The organism is Hydrogenophilus thiooxidans, from assembly GCF_019049855.1.
Classification (GTDB): Bacteria; Pseudomonadota; Gammaproteobacteria; order Burkholderiales; family Rhodocyclaceae; genus Hydrogenophilus; species Hydrogenophilus thiooxidans.
The window spans coordinates 1-21507 of sequence record NZ_JAHLSY010000001.1 but is presented as its reverse complement, the minus strand read 5'-3'; the positions used below and the strand labels follow the sequence as shown (position 1 = coordinate 21507).

The 21507-nt window shown below is 61.9% G+C and carries 21 protein-coding genes; all 21 read left to right on the top strand.

Annotated features, from left to right (window positions below; all coding sequences use genetic code 11):
• Window positions 1–9 precede the first annotated feature (9 nt).
• On the top strand, window positions 10–1410 hold the full coding sequence (gltX, locus tag KUL93_RS00105; RefSeq protein ID WP_217125102.1) for a glutamate--tRNA ligase: 1401 nt from the start codon (window positions 10–12) through the stop codon (window positions 1408–1410).
• A gap of 7 nt (window positions 1411–1417) precedes the next feature.
• A complete protein-coding gene (gene mnmC, locus KUL93_RS00100) occupies window positions 1418–3379 on the top strand; it encodes a bifunctional tRNA (5-methylaminomethyl-2-thiouridine)(34)-methyltransferase MnmC2/FAD-dependent 5-carboxymethylaminomethyl-2-thiouridine(34) oxidoreductase MnmC1 (protein ID WP_217125101.1) in 1962 nt (653 codons plus the stop codon).
• A 16-nt stretch (window positions 3380–3395) separates the two neighbouring features.
• Window positions 3396–4625, top strand: a complete 1230-nt coding sequence (locus tag KUL93_RS00095) for an aspartate kinase (protein WP_217125100.1) — start codon at window positions 3396–3398, stop codon at window positions 4623–4625.
• Window positions 4626–4757: 132 nt separating this feature from the next.
• A complete protein-coding gene (gene rpsB, locus KUL93_RS00090) occupies window positions 4758–5540 on the top strand; it encodes a 30S ribosomal protein S2 (RefSeq protein WP_217125099.1) in 783 nt (260 codons plus the stop codon).
• A gap of 59 nt (window positions 5541–5599) precedes the next feature.
• The gene (gene tsf / locus KUL93_RS00085; protein ID WP_119334896.1) at window positions 5600–6487 is read left to right on the top strand and encodes a translation elongation factor Ts; all 888 of its coding nucleotides are present in this window, start codon (window positions 5600–5602) and stop codon (window positions 6485–6487) included.
• Window positions 6488–6506: 19 nt separating this feature from the next.
• The gene (gene pyrH, locus KUL93_RS00080; protein WP_217125098.1) at window positions 6507–7226 is read left to right on the top strand and encodes a UMP kinase; all 720 of its coding nucleotides are present in this window, start codon (window positions 6507–6509) and stop codon (window positions 7224–7226) included.
• A gap of 15 nt (window positions 7227–7241) precedes the next feature.
• Entirely contained in the window at window positions 7242–7802 is a 561-nt protein-coding gene (frr, locus tag KUL93_RS00075; protein ID WP_217125097.1) for a ribosome recycling factor, read from the top strand.
• Window positions 7803–7806: 4 nt separating this feature from the next.
• On the top strand, window positions 7807–8568 hold the full coding sequence (gene uppS, locus KUL93_RS00070) for a polyprenyl diphosphate synthase (protein ID WP_217125096.1): 762 nt from the start codon (window positions 7807–7809) through the stop codon (window positions 8566–8568).
• Window positions 8565–9377, top strand: coding sequence for a phosphatidate cytidylyltransferase (locus KUL93_RS00065; RefSeq protein WP_217125095.1), 813 nt, complete (start codon window positions 8565–8567; stop codon window positions 9375–9377). The genes uppS and KUL93_RS00065 overlap by 4 nt, the downstream gene beginning before the upstream one ends.
• Before the next feature lie 45 nt (window positions 9378–9422).
• Entirely contained in the window at window positions 9423–10634 is a 1212-nt protein-coding gene (dxr, locus tag KUL93_RS00060; protein ID WP_217125094.1) for a 1-deoxy-D-xylulose-5-phosphate reductoisomerase, read from the top strand.
• The gene (gene rseP, locus KUL93_RS00055) at window positions 10631–11986 is read left to right on the top strand and encodes an RIP metalloprotease RseP (RefSeq protein ID WP_217125093.1); all 1356 of its coding nucleotides are present in this window, start codon (window positions 10631–10633) and stop codon (window positions 11984–11986) included. Before dxr ends, rseP begins: the two co-directional genes overlap by 4 nt.
• Window positions 11987–11989: 3 nt before the next feature.
• Complete coding sequence (gene bamA / locus KUL93_RS00050; protein WP_217125092.1) at window positions 11990–14335, top strand: outer membrane protein assembly factor BamA; 2346 nt, start codon at window positions 11990–11992, stop codon at window positions 14333–14335.
• A gap of 29 nt (window positions 14336–14364) precedes the next feature.
• Window positions 14365–14868: an OmpH/Skp family outer membrane protein gene (locus KUL93_RS00045; RefSeq protein WP_217125091.1), complete on the top strand. Its 504-nt coding sequence runs from the start codon at window positions 14365–14367 to the stop codon at window positions 14866–14868.
• Window positions 14869–14877: 9 nt separating this feature from the next.
• Window positions 14878–15897, top strand: coding sequence for a UDP-3-O-(3-hydroxymyristoyl)glucosamine N-acyltransferase (lpxD, locus tag KUL93_RS00040; RefSeq protein ID WP_217125090.1), 1020 nt, complete (start codon window positions 14878–14880; stop codon window positions 15895–15897).
• The gene (fabZ, locus tag KUL93_RS00035) at window positions 15897–16334 is read left to right on the top strand and encodes a 3-hydroxyacyl-ACP dehydratase FabZ (RefSeq protein ID WP_346731603.1); all 438 of its coding nucleotides are present in this window, start codon (window positions 15897–15899) and stop codon (window positions 16332–16334) included. The genes lpxD and fabZ overlap by 1 nt, the downstream gene beginning before the upstream one ends.
• 10 nt (window positions 16335–16344) lie before the next feature.
• Window positions 16345–17127, top strand: a complete 783-nt coding sequence (gene lpxA, locus KUL93_RS00030) for an acyl-ACP--UDP-N-acetylglucosamine O-acyltransferase (protein WP_217125088.1) — start codon at window positions 16345–16347, stop codon at window positions 17125–17127.
• Window positions 17124–18299: a lipid-A-disaccharide synthase gene (gene lpxB / locus KUL93_RS00025; protein ID WP_217125087.1), complete on the top strand. Its 1176-nt coding sequence runs from the start codon at window positions 17124–17126 to the stop codon at window positions 18297–18299. The genes lpxA and lpxB overlap by 4 nt, the downstream gene beginning before the upstream one ends.
• On the top strand, window positions 18296–18943 hold the full coding sequence (rnhB, locus tag KUL93_RS00020; RefSeq protein ID WP_217125086.1) for a ribonuclease HII: 648 nt from the start codon (window positions 18296–18298) through the stop codon (window positions 18941–18943). Before lpxB ends, rnhB begins: the two co-directional genes overlap by 4 nt.
• Entirely contained in the window at window positions 18940–19776 is an 837-nt protein-coding gene (locus KUL93_RS00015) for a TrmH family RNA methyltransferase (protein WP_217125085.1), read from the top strand. Before rnhB ends, KUL93_RS00015 begins: the two co-directional genes overlap by 4 nt.
• Window positions 19777–19801: 25 nt before the next feature.
• Window positions 19802–20620 (top strand): peroxide stress protein YaaA, encoded by an 819-nt coding sequence (yaaA, locus tag KUL93_RS00010; protein WP_217125084.1) that lies wholly within the window; start codon window positions 19802–19804, stop codon window positions 20618–20620.
• Window positions 20613–21507: ATP-binding protein (locus KUL93_RS00005; RefSeq protein ID WP_217125083.1), on the top strand; the 895-nt coding region annotated here is incomplete at its 3' end. The genes yaaA and KUL93_RS00005, both read left to right, overlap by 8 nt.

Here is a 21507-nt window from a genome sequence, read left to right as displayed (position 1 = left end):
GGAGAGACGATGAGCGTTCGAACCCGTTTTGCGCCCAGTCCGACTGGCTATCTTCATCTCGGGGGTGCGCGTACCGCGCTCTTCAATTGGGCCTACGCGCGCCACCACAAAGGACAGTTCATCCTGCGGATCGAAGACACCGATCGCGAGCGTTCGACGCCGCAAGCCGTTCAGGCGATCCTCGACGGGATCCATTGGCTCGGCCTTGATTACGACGAAGGGCCGTTTTATCAAACGCAGCGTATGGACCGCTATCGGGAAGTGATCCAGCGGTTGCTGAACGAAGGGAAAGCCTATTACTGCTATGCTACGCCCGAAGAGCTCGAAGCGATGCGCGAGGCGCAGCGGGCGCAGGGACTGAAACCCAAATACGATGGGCGCTGGCGTCCCGAACCGGGCAAAGTGCTTCCTCCGCCTCCCGACGGCGTTCCCCCGGTGGTGCGTTTCAAAGCGCCCACGAGTGGTAAGGTGGGGTGGCACGACCTGGTCAAAGGGTGGATCGAATTCGACAACAGCGAACTCGACGACTTCGTGATCGCGCGCGCCGACGGTACACCTACCTACAATTTCTGTGTGGTGGTCGATGATTGGGACATGGCGATTACCCATGTGATCCGGGGTGACGACCACGTCAACAACACGCCGCGGCAAATCCATCTCTATCATGCGCTGGGGGCAACGCTGCCGCACTTTGCCCACCTCTCGATGATTCTGGGACCCGACGGACAGAAATTGTCGAAACGCCACGGCGCCGTTTCGGTGATGCAATACCATGCGGACGGGTATCTGCCCGAGGCGATGGTCAATTACTTGGCGCGCCTCGGTTGGAGCCACGGCGACGACGAACTGTTCACCCGTGAGCAACTGATCGCTTGGTTCGATCTCGACCACATCACGCCCTCTGCAGCCCGTTTCGATTTCGATAAATTGCGCTGGGTGAATGCCCATTACCTCAAAGAGGCTCCTATTGCGCGGCTCGCGGGCGAGGTTGCGGAGCGCTTAGCGCGCCGCGGAGTCGACCCGGAAAAAGGGCCGGAGCTCGAAGCGGTGGTTGCGCTCTACCGCGACCGCGCCGACACTCTGGAGGTTCTTACCGATTGGGTCCTACCGTTCTACCAGCCGGTGCATCCTCCTGCCGAGCTCGTTGCGGCGCATTTGGACGACCTGGCGCGGACGGTCTTGCGGGATTTCCGTGCCCGTTTGGCGACGCTCTCGGAAACGGATTGGACCCCCGAAACGATCGCTTCAGCGATGAAAGCAACGTTGGCGGCGTGTGGGGTGAAGATGCCCACATTGGGCGTCCCATTGCGGGTGGTGTTGCTGGGGACGAAACAGTCGCCTGCGATCGATCAGGTGGTGGCGGTATTGGGCAAACGGGAGACTCTGGCGCGTCTCGATCGGCTGGTGTGAGCGGACAATGCGCGACTGGCGCTGGGTCGATGGCGCGGCGTTTTCAGAACGCTTCGGTGACGTTTACCATACCCGTGCTGGCGCGCTGGGGCAAGCCGAAACGGTTTTCTTGCGCGGCGTCGGATTGCCCGAGCGGTGGCGGGGTCGTCGTCATTTCGCGCTACTGGAAAATGGGTTCGGTTTCGGCGTCAATTTTTTCGTGACCTGGCGCGCGTGGCAGCACGATCCCGGACGATGCGCCGCGCTCGACTACGTTGCGATCGACGCCTTCCCGCGCGATCGTGAGGAGATGGGCGCATTTTGGCGTCAGTACGAAAACGACCCGCGCTGGCGACCGCTCGTTGCCGAACTGCTCGAACAGTATCCGTTACCGATTCCCGGGTTTCACCGCTTGTGGCTGGATGGCGGCCGCGTGCGGCTGACGTTGGTCTGGCATGAGGCCATGACGGCAGTCGAGGCACTTGCCGGTCGCTTCGATGCGCTCTATCTCGATGGCTTTTCGCCAGCAAAGAATCCCGAGATGTGGTCGGAGTCCCTTTTGGGCGCGTTCGCGAAACGGCTTGCCTCGGGCGCGCGGGTCGCGTCGTGGTGTACGGCGGGACGTGTGCGCCGTGCGCTTGCCGCGAATCGGCTCGAAGTGCGGCGGTGCCCCGGGTTCGGAGGAAAACGGGAGCGGCTCGAAGCAGTAGCGCCAGCATACGGACCACCACCGCGCACCGTGCCCAAGCAGGTTGCGGTCGTCGGTGGTGGGCTTGCCGGGGCGAGCGTTGCCGTTGCGCTTGCCGAACGCGGAATCGCGGTGACCCTGTTCGACGCACACGCTGCGCCCGCCCAAGGTGCGTCTGGGAATTGCGCCGGGGCCGCGCGTTGGTTGCCCAGTTTCGACGACAACCTTTGGGCGCAATGGACGCGAACGGGGCTCCTCACTTTGCGCAGCCGCTGGCCGCGGTGGGCGGCACTCGGCGCGATCGGGCGGTGGTGTGGCGCGCTTCAGATCGCGAAATCGGAAGCGCACGAGGCGCGGATGCGCGCGGTCGTTGCGCAACTGGCGTTGCCCGAATCGCTGCTCACTTGGGTGACACAATCCGAGGCGAGCGCCCGCGCAGGCGTCACGACCCGTTTCGGCGGTTGGTGGTTTCCGTGTGGCGGCTGGGTGACCCCACCCGCATTGGTGGCTGCGTGGTTGCGTGCGTATCCGCTTGCGACGATCTGGGCGGCACAGGTCACGGCGATTACTTCTACCGAAAACGGCTGGCGGGTTGCGTGGCGGTCATCGCCTGCGGCAGAGGCCCGTGGCGCATCGACTCAGTCCATGGATTTCGACGCAGTGGTGTTGGCTACGGGGGCGGGTGCGGTTCCATCTTGGCCACGGTCTTTTGCTCGGGACGGGATGATGTGGGGTGCGATGCCCGCCTATCCCGGGGCAGCGCTGCCGCTCACCGCGGTCCGAGGACAAGTGAGTTGTCTGCCCCATCCGCGCGAAGCGCGCCCACGCGTGGTCGTGACGGGGAGCGGCTATGTGATACCGCCCGAACAGGGTTTTCTGCTCTTCGGTGCGACGGCGACACCGGACGATTGGCATCCTACCCTGCGCCAAAGCGACCACGAAGCCAATTGGCAGCGCCTGCAGGCGATGGTCGATTGGCAACCTACGGACCTCGCGATGCGGAACGCTGGCTTGGCCGGTCGAGTCGCCTGGCGCGCCGCAACGCAGGATCATCTGCCGATCGTCGGCGCGCTCGCGCCGAGTGGCCGTTGGGACGATCCGAAGCGGTGGCACAGCGGCCTGTGGGTGTTCAACGGCTTGGGTGCACGGGGAATTGCGATCGCGGCACTCGCTGGCGAGCTCCTTGCGGCACAAATCGCCGACGAGCCGTGGCCGGTGAGTCGTCGCTTGGCAGCGGCAGTCGATCCCGCCCGTTTTGTGCGCCGCCGCAATTTGTTACACTCACCGTTTTCCGATTCCTAAAGGGTAGGGGCTTGACATGGCGTTGATCGTTCAAAAATATGGCGGGACGTCGGTGGGTTCGGTCGAACGGATCCAGAACGTTGCCCGTCGGGTTGCGCAGTACCACCGCGAGGGTCACCGGGTGGTGGTCGTCGTTTCCGCGATGAGCGGGGAAACCAACCGTTTGGTGGCTTTGACCCAAGCACTTTCCGAAAATCCTGACCCGCGTGAGGTCGATCAAGTGATCGCAACCGGTGAGCAAGTCACGATCGGTCTTCTGGCGATCGCGCTGCACGAGATCGGGGTGCCTGCAAAGAGCTTCACCGGTTGGCAGGTGCCGATCCATACCGACAGCGCGCACACCAAAGCGCGCATCCTTTCGATCGAGCGCGAGGCAATCGAACGGGAGCTCGACGCCGGGAAAGTGGTGATCGTTGCGGGCTTCCAAGGGATCGACGTCGAGGGGGACGTGACGACGTTGGGCCGCGGCGGTTCGGACACGACTGCAGTGGCGGTTGCTGCGGCGCTTCAGGCCGACGAGTGCCAAATCTACACCGATGTCGATGGGGTCTATACCACCGACCCGCGGATCGTTCCGGAAGCGCGCAAACTCGACTGCATCACGTTCGAGGAGATGCTCGAAATGGCGAGCATGGGCTCGAAGGTGCTGCAGATCCGCTCGGTCGAGTTCGCCGGCAAATACAAAGTGAAATTGCGTGTCCTCTCGAGTTTCGAGGAGGGCGGTGAAGGGACTTTGATTACCGTTGAGGAAGGACAATCCATGGAACAGCCGATCATCTCTGGAATCGCGTTCAACCGCGACGAAGCGAAAGTAACCCTTTTGGGTGTGCCCGACAAACCGGGGGTGGCGTACCAAATCCTTGGCCCGATCGCTGAGGCGAACATCGACGTCGATATGATCGTGCAAAACGTCGGTCACGACGGAACGACCGATTTCAGTTTCACGGTTTCGAAAAACGATCTCAAAAAAGCGTTGGGTATTCTCGAAGAGGTGAAGCGCGCGCTCGGCGCGCGCGCGGTCGAAGGGGATCGCAGCGTCTGTAAAGTGTCGATCGTCGGCGTGGGGATGCGCTCGCATCCCGGGGTTGCGGCGAAGATGTTCAAAGTGCTGGCCGACGAAGGGATCAATATCCAGATGATTTCGACTTCCGAGATCAAGATTTCGGTGGTGATCGACGAAAAATACCTCGAGCTTGCGGTCCGTGCGCTGCACAAAGCGTTCGATCTCGACGCACCGCAAGAGTAATCCTGGCCTCGTGGTATAATTCGGCGCCCCTTCTTTCGGAAGGGGCAAATCCACACGCCCGTGTCGCACAAGGGTCTCAGGTTACTGAGCGGCTGTGCGGGCGGAGGTTCAACCCTTGTCAAGGAGTCTTTCATGAACGTTTCGATGCGTCAATTGTTGGAAGCCGGTGTCCATTTCGGTCACCAAACCCGTTTCTGGAACCCGAAGATGGCGCCGTTCATCTTCGGTGAACGCAACAAAATCCATATCATCAACCTCGAACATACTGTCGAGCGGTTGCGCCGCGCTACCGAATTCGTGCGTCGGCTCGCGCAAAACAGGGGTACGATCCTCTTTGTTGCAACCAAACGGCAAGCAAAAGAGATCATCGCCGAAGAGGCCGAGCGTTGCGGCATGCCCTACGTCAATGAGCGCTGGCTCGGTGGAATGCTCACCAACTTCAAGACCGTCCGCCAGTCGATCAAGCGGTTGAACGAACTCGAACAGATGTTCGAAGACGGTACCGTCGCACAGCTTTCGAAGCGCGAGCAACTCGGGCTGGAGCGGGAGATCGCCAAGCTCGAAAAGAGCCTTGGTGGTATTCGTGAAATGGAACATCTGCCGGATGCGATCTTCGTGATCGACGTCGGCCACCATAAGATCGCGGTCGCCGAAGCGAACAAACTGGGGATTCCGGTGGTTGGGGTGGTCGACACCAATCATTCGCCCGACGGTATCGATTACGTGATTCCGGGTAACGACGACTCGGCTCGCGCCGTGCGCCTCTACGCGCGTGCGATCGCCGACGCGGTGCTCGAAGGGCGCGCAATGGCGCTCGAAGAGGTGGTCACTGCGGTCTCGGACGACTTCGTCGAAGTGGAAGAAGAGGCGGTTGCCGAAGAAGCGGCTGACGAAGAACCGTACGACGAAGCCTGAGTCCTTCTGGAATCGCAGCGGAAGGCGATTGAACGTCACAACGAATGCAAGGAGTCGAAATGACAGCGATTACAGCGCAAATGGTGAAAGAGCTGCGTGAGCGCACCGACGCGCCGATGATGGAGTGCAAAAAGGCGCTCACTGAGGCCAACGGCGATCTGGCGAAGGCCGAAGAGATTCTGCGGGTGCGCTTGGGAAATAAAGCAGCGAAAGCGTCGACGCGGATCACCGCGGAAGGGGTCGTTGCGACCTACCTCTCCGAAGACGGCAAATTGGCTGCGATGGTCGAACTCAACTGCGAAACCGATTTTGTCGCGAAGAACGAAGACTTCCAAGCGTTTGCGAAGCAGGTCGCGGAGCTGGTCGCCCGGCACAACCCGGCCGACCTCGACGCGTTGGCACAATTGCCGCTCGAGGGCAAAACGGTCGACGAGGTGCGTCGCGAGTTGATCGGCAAGATCGGGGAGAACATCACCATTCGCCGCTTCGTTCGCATCGAGGCCGAAGGGAAGGTCTTCCCCTACATCCACGGCGGCAGCAAGATCGGCGTGCTGCTCGACCTCGTCGGTGGCGACGACGAGCTGGGGAAAGACTTAGCGATGCACGTTGCCGCGTTCAAGCCCAAAGCGCTCGACGCCACCAGTGTGCCGAGTGAGCTGATCGAATCGGAACGTCGTGTCGCGGCGGAAAAGGCGCAGCAGTCCGGAAAACCGGCCAACATCGTCGAAAAGATGGTCGAAGGCGCAGTGCAGAAATTCCTCAAAGAGGTCACCCTTTTGGGGCAGGGCTTCGTCAAGGACGACAAGACCACTGTCGAGCAGTTGTTGAAGAGCCGCGGGGCACGGGTTGCGACCTTTGCGCTCTACATCGTCGGCGAAGGGATCGAGAAGAAGAGCACCGACTTCGCGGCCGAAGTCGCCGCGCAAGCCGCTGCCGCCAAATCGTAACCCGAGCTGGAGTGCGCCGATGACCGCCGTTGCCGCCTACCGCCGAATTCTCCTCAAACTCTCTGGCGAAGCTCTGATGGGAGAGCGGAGCTACGGGATCGACGAAGCCGTCGTGGCGCGCATCGTCAAGGAGATCGGCGAGGTCACGGCGTTGGGCGTCCAGGTAGGGGTGGTCATCGGGGGCGGCAACATTTTTCGCGGGATGCAGGGGGCTGCCGGTGGCATGGACCGTGCCACCGCCGACTACATGGGGATGCTCGCCACGGTGATGAACGCGATGGCGCTTGCCGACGCCTTCACCCGGGCGGGTATCGCGGCGCGGGTGCAATCGGCACTGCGCATCGACCAGGTGGTCGAACCCTACATCCGTGCCCGCGCGATCCGCCACTTGGAAGAGGGTCGGGTCGTGATCTTTGCTGCGGGCACCGGAAACCCGTTTTTCACCACCGATACCGCGGCGGCACTTCGGGGCGCCGAGATCGGCGCCCAAATCGTGTTGAAGGCGACCAAAGTCGATGGCATCTATTCCGCCGATCCCGCCAAGCATCCGGATGCGCAACGGTTTGCGCGGATCTCGTTCGATGAGGCGATCGGCCGCAACCTTCAGGTGATGGATGCCACCGCCTTTGCGCTGTGTCGCGACATCAAACTACCGATCAACGTCTTTTCGATCTTCAAGCCTGGCGCGCTGTTGCGCGTGGTGTGTGGCGAAGACGAGGGAACGCTCGTGCATTCCTGAAGAGGAGAACGATCGATGAGCGTAGCAGAATTGAAGCAAGACGCGGAACGGCGGATGAAAAAGGCCGTCGAGACGCTCAAGGAGGAGTTGACGAAAATCCGTACCGGGCGCGCCCATACGGGGCTCCTCGATCATGTGATGGTCGAATACTATGGGACGATGGTGCCCATTCCCCAGGTGGCGAACGTGACGCTCCTGGATGCGCGTACCCTCGGCGTCCAGCCGTGGGAAAAGAGCATGATGAGTAAAGTCGAGAAGGCGATTCGCGAAAGCGACTTGGGGCTCAACCCAGCGAACATGGGGGAGATCATCCGTGTGCCGATGCCGCCGCTCACGGAAGAGCGTCGTCGCGAATTGACCAAAGTGGTTCGCCACGAAGGCGAGCAGGTGCGCGTTGCGGTGCGCAACGTCCGCCGCGACATCATCCAAGCGCTCAAAGAGCTGCAGAAGAAAAAAGGGATCACGGAAGACGAACTGCGTCGCGCCGAAGAAGAGGTGCAGAAACTGACCGACCGGTTCGTCAAGGTCATCGACGAGACGATCGAGAAAAAAGAAGCCGAATTGATGCAGATCTGATCCCGTGCGCACTTCTTCGACCTTAGCGATACCGGATGTTGGCGAGATCCCTCGCCATATCGCGATCATCATGGACGGTAATGGCCGCTGGGCTAAGGCGCGGGGTCTGCCCCGAATCGAGGGGCACCGGCGCGGGGTCGAAGCGGTGCGGACGGTCGTGCAACATTGCACCGAATTGGGGGTCGAGCACCTCACGCTTTTCGCGTTCAGTTCCGAAAATTGGCGCCGTCCGCCGGAAGAGGTCCATTTTTTGATGGGGCTCTTTCGTTTGATGCTCAAGCGCGAGGTCGCACGGCTCGACAAAAATGGCATCCGGTTGCGGATCATCGGCAACCGTGACGGGTTGAGCGATGAGCTTCGCGCGCTGATCGAAACGGCGGAAGCGAAAACGGCACGTCACTCGCGGCTTACGCTCAACGTCGCGGTCAATTATGGCGGGCGCTGGGACCTCCTCAACGCGTTCAACCGCTTGCTGAGCGACCGCCCGGAATTGGTGGGACGGGTCAGCGAAAGCGATCTGTGGCCCTATCTCGCGCTTGGCGACGCCCCGGAACCCGATCTCTTCATCCGAACCGGCGGCGAGCAACGAATCAGCAATTTCCTGATCTGGCAGTTGGCCTACACCGAACTCTACTTCACACCCATTTTTTGGCCCGATTTCGACACCGCAGCGCTCGATGCGGCGATCCAATGGTATCGCGAACGCGAGCGGCGCTTCGGACGAACGAGCGAGCAGCTTGCGACAACACAAGGGAGGGTACGATGAACGAATTGTTGGTGCGCACGGCAACGGCTGTTGCCGCGATTGTCGTCTTTTTGGTGCTGACGTTTTTTGCGCCGGACTGGCTGTGGGCGCTTTTTATCGCGTGCGTGATCGGCGTCGCCGCGTGGGAGTGGGGCCGTTTGGTCAAGTTGTCGGCAATCGAAGCGATCGGTTACGCGGGGGTTACCGCTGTGCTCTTGGCGCTCCTGTGGCGGGTAACGGGTATCGCCACGGGGGCAATCCACGCGCCTGTAGCAGCGGCAGCCGTGATTCCAGCCCTCTTTTTCTGGGTTGCGCTCGCTCCGGTGATGGTGGGGTTCCAAATTCCGCTTCGTTCCCGCTCGATCGGCCTCGTTTTGGGGTGGGTGACGCTGTTGGGGGCTGGGATCGCTGCGCTCGGGCTGCGTGAGGTTTCGAGCGGGCTTCTGTTGGCGGCAGTGACGCTGGTATGGATTGCAGACACCGCGGCTTTCTTCGTCGGCCGCCGTTATGGGTCGCGCAAACTTCTTGAAGCGGTGAGCCCCGGAAAAACGTGGGCCGGTTTGTGGGGCGCGTTGGGAGCTGTCGCTGCGTATGGTGTCGTACTCTATCCCCTGATCGGTCGCAGCACGGGGTTCACTGGCTGGGTGTTGGCGTTCGTTGCGGTGGCGCTTCTTGCGGTTATGGGTGATCTCTTCGAATCGTGGTTGAAGCGCAACGCTGGGGTCAAAGATTCGGGCGGAATGCTTCCGGGGCACGGTGGCGTGCTCGATCGCATCGACGCCCTCTTGGCGGTTTTGCCGATTACCGCACTGTGGTGGCTCCACTGGTGACGCGCATGCCGGGTGTTTTTTGGTGATAGGGCGCACGGTACCGTGATGCCGCAAAGCGTCGCCGTCTTTGGCGCAACCGGGTCGATTGGCGCAAGCGCCCTTGCGGTGATTCGCCGCCATCCCGAACGTTTCACCGTCGTCGCGGTCTCTGCGCATCGCCGCTGGGCGCCGCTTCTTGAGATCTGTCAGACCTTTCGCCCCCGCTGGGCGGTCGTCGTCGATCCCGATGCGGCAAATGCGTTGCGTGCCCACCTTGCGGCAGAGGATCTGCCAACCGAGGTGCTCTCCGGCGCCGACGCGCTCGTGACGGTTGCGCAAGCAAGCGACGTCGACACGGTGATCGCAGGGGTAGTGGGTGGGGCGGGGCTTCCGAGTACCTACGCGGCGGTTGCAGCGGGTAAGCGCGTGTTGTTGGCGAACAAAGAGGCGCTGGTAATGACCGGAGCGCTGCTCACCGAAACGGCGCGCCGATCGGGGGCCGTGCTGTTGCCGATCGACTCGGAACACAACGCGCTGTTCCAATGTTTGGGTTCGCTCGTCGTCACCACCGAATCGGGGGGGTGGCAACTCAAAGACGCGCAGCAGATGATCCGGCGCCTTGTGCTTACCGCCTCTGGCGGCCCCTTTCGGACGCGTGACCCGGGCACGTTCGCGTCGATTACCCCCGAAGAGGCGTGTGCGCACCCCACCTGGTCGATGGGGCAAAAGATCTCCGTCGATTCGGCAACGATGATGAACAAAGGCCTCGAAGTGATCGAGGCGATGTGGCTCTTTGGCTTGCCGCTCGAGCGAATCGAGGTGTTGATCCATCCGCAAAGCATCGTGCATGCGCTCGTCGAGTATTGCGATGGCTCGGTGCTTGCCCATCTTTCGGAACCCGACATGCGGGTGCCGATCGCGCACGCGCTGGCGTGGCCGAGGCGCATCACCTCAGGGGCTTCGTGGTTGGCGCTGGCCGTTCGGGAAACGCTCACCTTTGCGGCACCCGACTTCGACCGTTTCCCCTGTCTGCGTCTGGCCTTCGAAGCGGCACGAACGGGCGATTGTGCACCCACGGTGCTCAATGCCGCGAACGAAGTGGCGGTTGCGGCGTTTTTGGAGCGGCGTTTGGCGTTCGATCGCATCCCCGCGGTAATTGCCGAAACGCTAGCGGAAATCCCTGTGACGGCTGTGACCAGCGTCGAGGCGGCGCTTGCGATCGATCAGGCAGCGCGGGAAAAAGCGCGCAGGTGGGTCTCCCGCTGGAGCATTGGATGAGCGTTTTGCATACGGTCGTGGCCTTTGTGGTCGCGCTGGGGATTCTGATTTGGTTCCATGAGCTGGGCCACTACGGGGTTGCGCGCGCGTTTGGCGTGCGGGTCCTTCGCTTTTCCGTGGGGTTTGGCAAACCGCTATTGAGCTGGCGTGATCGTCGTGGTACCGAATGGGGCGTTGCGGGTATCCCGCTGGGGGGGTACGTCAAGATGCTCGATTCCCGGGAAGCGCCCGTCCCGGAATCGGAAAAACCCTACGCGTTCGACAGTCAACCGCCGCTTGTGCGGATCGCGATCGTTGCGGCGGGACCGTTGGCCAATTTTGTGCTGGCGATCCTTTTTTACGCCTGGGTGGCGGCAATCGGGGTCGAAGAGCCGCTCGCGTTCGTCGATCCTCCTGAAGCCTCGCCCGCGGCGTCGGTTGGGATTCCTTCCGGGGCGCAGATCATCGCCGTGAATCGGACGCCTGCCGATACTTGGCCTCAGGTTCGCTGGGCGGTGTTGCAAGCGATCGCCGATGGTCAGGAGGCGGTGACGCTCACCCTTCGTGATCCAGCCGCGGCGGCCTTCGCGGTGGCTCTGCCGCTCTCCCCCGTCGAACTCGACCCCGATCGTGGCGATCCGTTGCACCAATTGGGGTTGGTGGCGGCGCGCCCCCCGTTGCCACCGGTGGTCGGTAGCGTGGCGCCCGAAAGTCCTGCGGCAGCAATCGGGTTACTTCCTGGTGATGCGATCGTCGCGCTGGCAGATAGCCCGATTACCGATTGGCAGACCCTAGCTGAAACGGTCCGGCGCCATCCTGGGGAAACCGTCGCGATCGAGTGGCTGCGGGGTGGCGAGCGTCTGCGCGCAGAGGTGACTTTGGAGGCCGTGCCAGAGCGGGATGGAGGCCGCTTTGGCCGTCTGGGCGTTCAAGCGCGCGCGCCCGATCGCGACATGCTCGTTCGCCGCGTCGTCTATGGGCCAACCGATGCGCTCGTCTATGGGTGGGCGAAAACGCTCGAGACGGCGACTGTGACGCTCAAGATGATCGGTAAGATGCTCGTCGGAGAAGCGTCGGTGAAAAACCTCTCCGGGCCATTGACGATTGCGACCGTCGCGGGGCAGAGCGCGGAACTGGGTTGGGCGCACTACCTCAGTTTTCTGGCACTCGTGAGCGTGAGCCTAGCGGTACTCAACCTCTTGCCGATTCCGATTCTCGACGGGGGGCATTTGCTGTATTATTCGCTCGAGTGGTTGCGCGGGCGCCCATTGTCCGAAACGGCGCAGAACGTCGGACAACGCATCGGGATGGCGCTTTTGCTCTTCCTGATGGGGCTGGCGCTCTTCAATGATTTTGTGCGTTGGTTGAGCTGATGTATGACTAGGGTCTCTCTTTTGCTGCGTGCGCGATCGGTCCAGCGTCAGGCGCTTCTTGTGGGGGTGCTTGCGTGTTGGGCGCTGCGCGGTTGGGCGTTGGAGCCGTTCGTCGTCCGTGATATCCGCGTCGAAGGAATTCAGCGTGTCGAGCCGGGTACCGTTTTCAGCTATTTGCCGGTCCGTATCGGTGATCGAATCACGCCCGAGTTGGCCGACGAAGCGGTGCGGCGCCTCTTCGAGACCGGTTTTTTCCGCAACGTCTCGGTCGAACGCGACGGTGACGTCTTGGTCGTCGTCGTCGATGAACGGCCTGCGATCGGCGAAATTCAGTTCAGCGGGATGAAAGAGTTCGAACCGGAACCGATCAAAAAAGCGTTGCGCGCCATCGGGATCGCCGAGGCACGCATCTACGATCCTGCGCTGGTACGGCAGGCGGAACAAGAGTTGAAACGCCAATATCTGGCGAAAGGGAAATACGCCGCGCAAGTGCGCGCGGAAGTGGTCCCGCTTCCCCGAAACCGCGTCGCGTTGCGCTTTGAGATCAACGAAGGGGAAGTGGCGAAGATTCGCGAGATTCGCATCGTCGGGGCTCAGGCCTTCAAGGAGAAGAGGCTTCTTGATCAGTTCCAACTGACCACACCGGGGTGGTTCACTTGGTACACCAAGGCCGATCAATATTCGCGCGAAAAGCTCTCGCAGGATCTCGAAAACCTGCGCGCGTTCTATATGAATCAAGGGTACCTCGATTTTCGTATCGAATCGGCAAATGTGGCGATTTCGCCCGACAAGCGCGACATCTTCATCACGATCGCAATCCACGAAGGGAAACCCTACCGCGTCAGCGGCGTCAAGCTTACGGGTGAATTCCCAGTGCCGGCAGAGGCGCTCGTCGACCGGGTGCAGCTCAAACCGGGGGAGACCTATTCGCGGGAAAAACTGGAACAGTCGATTCAGGGGATCACCGAGCGGTTGGGCGAGGAGGGGTATGCGTTTGCCAATGTCACACCCGTTCCGCAAATCGATCGAGAGCAACAAACGGTGGCCTTTACCCTTGCCGTTGACCCGGGACGGCGAATGTACGTGCGCCGCATCGAAATCGCTGGCAACAGCAAAACGCGCGATGAGGTGATTCGGCGTGAGCTTCGCCAATTGGAAGGCGAATGGTACAACGTCGCGAAATTGAAAAAGTCGAAGGAGCGGGTGGAGCGGCTGGGCTATTTCGACGAAGTGCGCGTCGACACCCAACCCGCGCCGGAGGTGAGCGACCAGCTCGACGTCAAAGTGCAGGTAAAAGAGCGGCCGACGGGCAATTTGATGCTCGGCGCTGGTTTTTCGAGCGCCGAAAAGCTCGTTCTTTCCGGATCGATCTCGCAGGAAAACTTTCTAGGTACCGGAAAATCGGTGGCGATGGGGCTCGATACCAGTCGGGCGCGGCGGACCTTTTCGCTCTCGTTCACCGATCCCTATTACACAGTCGATGGGGTCTCGGTGGGCTATGACCTCTACCACCGCACCTTCGACCCCTCCAATTCGAGTTCGCTCTACATCTCAAATTACAAAACCAAATCGCTCGGCGCTGGGATTCGGGTGGGGTGGCCGATCGCCGAGGAGGATCGCATCAACTTCGGCCTTTCGGTGGATCGCACCGAAATCGTTACTTTCGAAAACAGTCCGCGGCGCTACATCGACTTCTGTACCCCCGGCAAAAGCGCGTTCGACTGTAGCGGGATCTTGACCTTGGGGCTCTCCGCCGGTTGGTCGCGCGACAGCCGCGACTCGCGCCTCTTGCCGACCAAAGGGATCTATCAGCGTTTGGTGGGTGAGGTGGATCTGCCGCCGGGGGATGTGAAGCTGTGGCGTATCACCGCGCAGCATCAACACTGGTTCCCCCTGACGCGACAAAGCACCCTGATGCTCAACGCCGAATTCGGTTACGAAAAGGCCTATGGCGGGAAAGAGGTTCCGTTCTACCGCAACTTCTACGCCGGCGGCATCACCACTGTGCGTGGCTTTGCCGCCTCTTCGCTCGGCCGTAAGGACGAATATGGCGATGCCTATGGCGGCACTCGGCGGCTGCTCCTTTCCGGTGAGTACTTCTTCCCGATGCCTGGCGCCGGCAAAGACCAGTCGTTCCGCTGGTCGATCTTTGTTGATTCGGGGTATGTCTGGGGTGCAGAGGAAAAAATGCGGCTACAAGACCTCCGGGTAAGCACTGGGGTGGGGCTGACCTGGGTCTCGCCGATCGGTCCATTGCGCTTTGCCGTGGCTGTGCCGGTGCGCAAGGATCTCAACGGCGTTCCAGACAAAACCGAAAAATTCCAATTCCAGTTGGGTGCAGTTTTTTAAGTTTGTTCGCTTGATAGCAAAGGGGTATCATGAAGCGGTATTGGCAACAAACCATTCTGGCTGTGGCCTTTTCATTGGCGAGTGTCTCGGCGCTGGCGCAAGCCAAAATCGGCTTCGTCAATTCGGAACGCCTGATCAAAGAGGCGGCGCCTGCGGTTGCGGCCCAGAAGCGGCTCGAAAAAGAGTTTGAGCCGCGCGACCGCGAGCTGAAACGGATGGCGCAGGAGTTGCAGCAGCTGCAACAGGAGCTCGACAGCAAAGGCGCATCGATGAGCGAGAACGAGCGGCAACGCAAAGAGCGGACGTTTGCGGATCTCAGCCGCGAATTCCAGCGCAAACAGCGTGAATTCCGCGAGGATCTCAACCAGCGCCGCAACGAAGAGTTGGTGCAGGTGCTCGATCTCGCGAATCAAGCGATCAAGCGCGTTGCGGAAAAGAGAGATCTCGATATCGTCTTCCAAGACGCGGTCTATGCCAGTCCGCGGATCGATATCACCGATGACGTGATCAAAGCGCTCGAAAACGTCCGCTGAGCGAGACGGATGGCCCTTACCGCTGCGGAATTGGCGAAACGGCTCGGCGCCGTTCTCAACGGGGACGGCACCGTAGCGGTGGAGCGAATCGCACCTCCTGACCGCGCCGATGCGCGGTCCTTGGCGTTCATCGCCAACCCCCGTTACCTGGCGCAAGCGGCGACCACCCAGGCGGCGGTTCTGATCCTGCCCGAAGGGGTCAAAGCGCATGTTTCGCCGAACGTACAAGCGGTGCTTTCTTGTAGTGACCCCTATCTCGCCTATGCCCGCGTCGCGCAATGGCTCTATCCCTCCCCGGAATTTCCGCCACACATCCATCCGACCGCCGTGGTGGAAGGAGTAGTAGCAGCGAGCGCGCACATCGGCCCGCACGTCTATGTTGCCGCGGGTGCCGTGGTCGAAGACCATGTGGTGTTGGAAGCGGGCGTCAAAGTGGGGGCAGAAGCCACGATCGGCGCGGGCAGTTGGTTGGGCGCCAACGTCGTCGTCGGCGCCCGGTGCCGGCTCGGCGCCCGCTGCCGAGTGCACCCTGGCGCGGTGATCGGTGCCGACGGATTCGGTTTTGCCTGGGACCAAACCCACGCGCGGTGGGAGAAGATCCCGCAGGTGGGACGGGTGGTGATCGGCGATGATGTTGAAATCGGCGCAAATACGACGATCGACCGCGGCGCGCTCGAAGATACCGTGATCGAAAACGGTGTGAAGATCGATAACCTCGTTCAGATTGCCCATAATTGTCGAATCGGGCGCTCCACCGCAATCGCTGGCTGTGCTGGTCTTGCGGGGAGTACCGTGGTCGGCGCGCGCTGCCGGATCGGCGGTCAAGCCGGATTGGCGGGGCATCTCTCGATCGGCGACGATGTGACGATCGGGGCGGCGACATTGGTGACGAGTTCGCTTCCGAACGGTGGCTTTTACGCGGGGCATCTTCCGGCTTTGCCGTATCGGGAATGGCAGAAAAACGCCGCCTGGTGGAAACGGTTGGCGGAAATCGGCAAATGGTGGCAGCGGAACAAGGACAAACGATGATCGATATTCAAGAGATTCTGACCTACCTTCCCCATCGGTACCCGTTTTTGTTGGTCGATCGGGTGCTCGAGTTGGAAAAAGGGAAACGGATCGTTGCGCTCAAGAACGTGACCGTGAACGAACCCTTTTTTCCGGGCCATTTCCCCAACCAGCCGATCTTCCCTGGGGTTTTGATCCTCGAGGCACTTGCGCAAGCAGCAGCAGTGCTCTCTTTTGTGACGATGGAGCGTAAGCCCTCACCCGACTCCGTCGTCTATTACGCCGGGATCGATAACGCACGCTTCAAGCGGCCGGTGGTGCCAGGCGACCAATTGTTGCTCGAAGTGGAAATCCTGCGAACGATGCGCCACATCTGGCGCTACGCCGCCCGTGCGCGGGTCGGTGCGGCATTGGCTGCGGAAGCGGAAATCCTCTGCGCCCTCAAAGAGGGGCAGTGAGGAGCGTAGCGTGGGCGTTTCGATTCATCCCACCGCGATCGTCGATCCGAAAGCCGAACTGGGGCGAGGCGTTACCGTCGGCCCCTACGCGGTGATCGGTCCCAACGTGGTGGTCGGGGACGAATGCACGATTGGCGCCCACTGTGTGCTCGACGGCCATACGACCATTGGCGCGCGCAACCGTTTCTTCCCTTTCTGCGCGATTGGCCTTGAGCCGCAGGACAAGAAGTACCGCGGTGAGCCTACCCGCGTGGTGATCGGCAGCGGCAATACCTTTCGTGAGTATTGCACCGTCAATAGCGGAACGGTTCAGGATCGCGGCGTGACGACGATCGGCGATGACAACTGGATCATGGCGTACGTCCATATCGCGCACGACTGCGTCGTTGGCTCGCATACGATCTTCGCCAACAACGCGACGCTCGGTGGTCACGTTCAGGTGGGGGATTGGGCGATCCTTGGAGGTTTCACGGGGGTGCATCAGTTCGTGCGCGTCGGCGCCCACAGCTTCTGCGGCGTCGGGACGGTGCTGACGCAAGACCTCCCCCCGTACGTCACGGTAGCCGGCAATCCAGCGGTACCGCACGGCATCAACAGCGAAGGGTTGAAGCGGCGCGGCTTTTCGCCCGAAGCGATTCGTGCGATCAAGCGCGCGTACAAAACGCTCTACCGCGAAGGGTTGTCTCTGAACGAGGCGATCGCGCAGATTGCGGCAGCAAGCGCCGAATTTCCGGAACTCGAGCCGCTCGTTGCGTTTCTGCGCACGCCGGGACGGGGTATCGTGCGCGGATGAGGGCTGCGCCACCCCGCATGGCGCTGGTTGCGGGCGAAGCGTCGGGGGATGCGATCGCGGCGCCGGTGGTCCGCGCGCTGCGTGGCCAATTCCCCGAGCTTACCCTCTTCGGCGTGGGTGGTGAGCAACTCATAGATGCGGGTTGCGCCGTTCGCTGGTCGTATGAGCCGCTTGCGGTTCATGGTTTCGTCGATGCGCTCCGGCGCCTCCCCCAATTGTTGGCGTTGCGCCGCCAGCTTGCGCACACCTTCGCAGCGGAAGCGACCCATTTCCTCGGGATCGACGCACCCGATTTCAATTTGGGGCTTGCGCAACGGTTGCGCGCCCAAGGGGTGCGCACGGCGCAGCTCGTGAGCCCTTCCGTTTGGGCGTGGCGACGCGGACGCATTCGCAAGATCGTCCGCGCGGTCGAGCTCCTTTTTTGCCTCTTTCCCTTCGAACCCCAGTGCTATGCCGGCACGGCGTTGCGCGCCGAATATGTCGGCCATCCGCTTGCCGATCTCATCCCTCTGGAGCCCGATCGCAGGGCGGCGCGGCAACAGCTTGGGGTTGCCGAAGACGCGCCCCTCTTGGCTGTGTTGCCCGGCAGCCGCGAAGGGGAGTGGACGCGGCTGGGCGCGATTTTCTTCGCGGCGGCGGAGCGGGTAGCGCATGCGCTCCCCGGGCTTCAGGTGGTGGTGCCCACCGCAAACGCACTGGGGGATCGGTACGCGGAAGCGCTGGCAGCGCGCTGGTCGGGGCGGGCACCGCTCAAGATCGTACCCCGGCAAGCACATGTGGCGCTTGCCGCGGCCGATGTCGTATTGGTCGCAAGCGGCACCGCAACGTTGGAAGCGGCGCTCTTCAAACGACCGATGGTGATTGCGTACCGGGTTTCCCCATGGCAATATCGCTGGATGAAGCGCATGGCCTATTTGCCGTGGATCGGCTTACCCAATATTTTGTGCAACGAAACCGTGGTGCCGGAGTTGCTCCAAGACGCAGCCACTCCAGAGCGGCTTGCGAACGCCGTGCTTGCCTGGTTTGACGCACCCGAGCGCCAAACCGAGCTGCGGGCACGTTTCTTCTCCCTTCATGAGCAGCTCCGTCGTCAAATGGCCGAGCGTACCGCGGCGCACCTTGCTGAGTGGGTCGCAGAAGGTAGGCGTGGCGTCTCACGGCGTGTCCGATGACGGAGGCTTGGGGAATGGAAGGTTCCGGCAATCCGTGGCAGATCGGTGTCGATGAGGTGGGACGCGGTCCGTGGGCTGGGCCGGTCTGTGCTGCGGCAGTGGTGTTGGGTGAGCGGGGGTGCGCGCTCACGGGGCTGGCCGATTCGAAGCGCCTCACCCCACACCGCCGGGAAGCGTTGGCTGCAGCGATCGAGGCGGAGGCACTCGCGGTCACACTGGGCTGGGCGACTGTTGCCGAGATCGATACGTTGGGCATTTGGCCCGCGACGGCGTTGGCGATGACCCGCGCCGTTTCGGCGCTTTGGCGCGTGCTCGACGCCATGCCCGAATGCCAAGCGCAGATCGTAGCGCAGCCGATCGTTGTCGATGGCAACCGCTTGCCGCAGTGGCCCTTTCGTGCTAAGGCGGTGGTGCGGGGCGATGCCACCGTTCCCGCGGTCGCTGCGGCGTCGATCGTTGCGAAAGTGGCGCGCGACCGACTGATGGTGGCGCTGGATGCGCACTACCCGGGCTATGGGTTTGCGCAGCACAAAGGGTATGGAACGGCGCAGCACCGCGAGGCGTTGCGCCGCTTGGGGGTGACGCCGGAGCATCGTCGATCGTTCCAACCGGTAGCCGCATTCATGCAGGGTGAGGCGCCATGAGAGACGCGCCGGTTGCGATCACGTCGCGGCATAACCCGCGCGTCAAGCGGTGGCGGGCGTGGATGGAAAAAGGGGACGTTCGTCGCAATGCCGATTGGGCCCTCTTGGAAGGTCCGCACCTCATCGAGGCAGCGCTCGCAGCAAAGTGGCGCATCCGCGAAGTGTGGTACGACGAGACGGGCGCGACCCGCCACGCGATCCTGCTCGATCGGCTCCGCGCCCAGCATGTCGCGCTGGTGCGCGTCACCGCCGCGGTGCTCACTGCGGTGAGCGACACAGCGACACCCCAGGGGCTCATTGCCGAGGTGGTGAAACCGCAGGGGAACGCTCTGCGTTGGGGCAAAGGGGATCTCGTCATCATCGATGGCGTGCAAGAACCGGGGAATGTCGGCGCATTGCTGCGCGTTGCGGCGGCCGCTGGGTGCGCGGCGGCGTGGCTTGCACCGGGTTCGGTACACGCCTGGTCGCCGAAAGTGTTGCGCGCGGCAATGGGGGCGCACATGGTTCTGCCCATCTTTGAAGGAGAAGTGCCCGATGCGGTCTGGCAGCCGTACGCGCGCGAACGCCGTCTCTTTGCAACCGTGTTGTCGCCGGAAAGCCGCTCGCTCGACACGCTCGATCTCTCTGCGCCGGCTGCGTGGGTTTTCGGCAACGAAGGAGCGGGGGTACGACCAATCTGGCAAGCGCGTGGGGCGCTTCCGGTGATCTTGCCGCTGGCGCCAGGGATCGAGTCACTCAACGTGGCGACCGCTGCAGCCGTTTTTCTCTTCGAAGCGCGGCGGCAGCGCACGGCGCGTCGCGATCCTGTGGATCGGTCCGCCCCGTTCTCGTAATGGTTGAATGGGAGGAGAAACTCCGATGTTGATCGTCATTTCCCCTGCAAAAGCGCTCGATTTCGAAACCCCGTCGCCGCTGCCCGCGCGGCAAGCGCCAGCGTTCGTCGATCGTGCCGCAATGCTTATCGAACGGTTACGAGCGCTCACCCCACAAGCGGTGGCGCGGTTGATGGATCTTTCCGATGCGCTCACCGCGCTCAACGTGGCGCGATACCGAGCCTGGCAGCCTGAGCATACGACTGAGAACAGCGCGCCAGCGCTCTTTGCCTTCAACGGTGACGTCTATGAGGGGTTGTCCGCGCGGACTTTGCCCCTCGATGCGATCGAGTGGCTCGAAGACCACCTGCGGATCCTCTCTGGGCTCTACGGGGTGTTGCGACCGCTCGACGCGATGCAACCCTACCGTCTGGAGATGGGCAGCCGTCTCGAGAATCCCGAAGGGAAGGATCTCTACGCGTTTTGGCGTACGACGGTAACGGAACACCTGAGGGCGGCGCTTACTGCACTTGCCGCCGCTGGGGAAGCAGCGGTGCTCGTCAATTTGGCGTCGCAAGAGTATTTCAAAGCGGTCGACCCCATGGCGCTGGGCTTTCCCGTGATCACGCCGCAATTCGAAGACGAAAAGGGTGGGCGCTACCAGGTGATCAGCTTCTATGCGAAACGGGCACGCGGTTTGATGGTGCGCCACTTGGCTGAATGTGCGCTTACGGAGGGTCGCTTGCAACCGGAAGCGCTCCTCCGTTTCGCCAAAGCGGGCTACCATTATGTACCGGAGGCCTCTCGTCCGGATGCACCCGTCTTTCGGCGAGAGGAAAAAGCAAGGCGCGCCGGCGATGCGTAAAAAACTGCCGATCGGTATTCAGAGCTTCACACAGATTCGCCGCGAGGGGTACTACTACGTCGACAAGACCCCGTTTTTGGCGCGCATGGTGGCAAGCGGCGGCAAGTACTATTTTCTCTCCCGCCCGCGGCGCTTTGGCAAGTCGCTGCTCTTGGACACGATCGCGTGCGCCTTTTCCGGGCAGCGCGAACTTTTTGCCGCGCATGATGGGCATGACGGCAGCGCGCCGCGCGAAGCGCTCTACCTCGCGGACCATTGGGACTGGAACCAACGTTACCCGGTGATTCGCTTTTCGTTCGGGACCGGTACGTTTCCGAACGAAGCGGCAATCGATGCGGTGATTCGCTACCAACTCAAGCGCAACGCCCATCAGCTGGGACTTGGTGACGCGCCGCAGTGGCCGCAACCGGGGCTTGCGCTCCTGGAACTCATCGAACGGGCAACCAACCACCACGACGCACCGGCGGTGGTGCTGGTCGATGAATACGACAAACCGATCCTCGACGTGATCGTCCATCCTGAGCAGGCGGCCGCACACCGTGCGATTCTGCGCGACCTCTACAGCGTACTCAAAGAGGCTGCAGAGCACCTCCGTTTCGTTTTTCTCACCGGCGTTTCCAAATTCAGCCAAGTGTCGCTCTTTTCCGGGCTCAACAACCTCAACGACATCACGCTCGATGACGACTTTGCAGCGATCTGTGGTTACACCGAGGCCGATCTCGACACGGTCTTTGCGCCGGAGTTTGCCGCTGCGGCGGCAGAAGGCAGGCCGCTTGATCGCGAGCGGCTGCGCTTTTGGTACAACGGCTACTGGTGGGGCGGCGCGGATCGGGTCTATAACCCGTTTGACGTGCTCCTTTGTTTGGCCAAACGCGAATACCGCCCGT

Bases quoted from the DNA above. Each gene is read 5' to 3' on its own strand.
- KUL93_RS00045 (WP_217125091.1), top strand. From the start codon at position 14,365: ATGAAGCGGTATTGGCAACAAACCATTCTGGCTGTGGCCTTTTCATTG.
- lpxB (WP_217125087.1), top strand. From the start codon at position 17,124: ATGAGGGCTGCGCCACCCCGCATGGCGCTGGTTGCGGGCGAAGCGTCG.
- lpxD (WP_217125090.1), top strand. From the start codon at position 14,878: ATGGCCCTTACCGCTGCGGAATTGGCGAAACGGCTCGGCGCCGTTCTC.
- gltX (WP_217125102.1), top strand. From the start codon at position 10: ATGAGCGTTCGAACCCGTTTTGCGCCCAGTCCGACTGGCTATCTTCAT.
- dxr (WP_217125094.1), top strand. From the start codon at position 9,423: ATGCCGCAAAGCGTCGCCGTCTTTGGCGCAACCGGGTCGATTGGCGCA.
- bamA (WP_217125092.1), top strand. From the start codon at position 11,990: ATGACTAGGGTCTCTCTTTTGCTGCGTGCGCGATCGGTCCAGCGTCAG.
- tsf (WP_119334896.1), top strand. From the start codon at position 5,600: ATGACAGCGATTACAGCGCAAATGGTGAAAGAGCTGCGTGAGCGCACC.
- rseP (WP_217125093.1), top strand. From the start codon at position 10,631: ATGAGCGTTTTGCATACGGTCGTGGCCTTTGTGGTCGCGCTGGGGATT.
- mnmC (WP_217125101.1), top strand. From the start codon at position 1,418: ATGCGCGACTGGCGCTGGGTCGATGGCGCGGCGTTTTCAGAACGCTTC.
- KUL93_RS00015 (WP_217125085.1), top strand. From the start codon at position 18,940: ATGAGAGACGCGCCGGTTGCGATCACGTCGCGGCATAACCCGCGCGTC.
- rnhB (WP_217125086.1), top strand. From the start codon at position 18,296: ATGACGGAGGCTTGGGGAATGGAAGGTTCCGGCAATCCGTGGCAGATC.
- frr (WP_217125097.1), top strand. From the start codon at position 7,242: ATGAGCGTAGCAGAATTGAAGCAAGACGCGGAACGGCGGATGAAAAAG.
- pyrH (WP_217125098.1), top strand. From the start codon at position 6,507: ATGACCGCCGTTGCCGCCTACCGCCGAATTCTCCTCAAACTCTCTGGC.
- yaaA (WP_217125084.1), top strand. From the start codon at position 19,802: ATGTTGATCGTCATTTCCCCTGCAAAAGCGCTCGATTTCGAAACCCCG.
- rpsB (WP_217125099.1), top strand. From the start codon at position 4,758: ATGAACGTTTCGATGCGTCAATTGTTGGAAGCCGGTGTCCATTTCGGT.
- KUL93_RS00095 (WP_217125100.1), top strand. From the start codon at position 3,396: ATGGCGTTGATCGTTCAAAAATATGGCGGGACGTCGGTGGGTTCGGTC.
- KUL93_RS00065 (WP_217125095.1), top strand. From the start codon at position 8,565: ATGAACGAATTGTTGGTGCGCACGGCAACGGCTGTTGCCGCGATTGTC.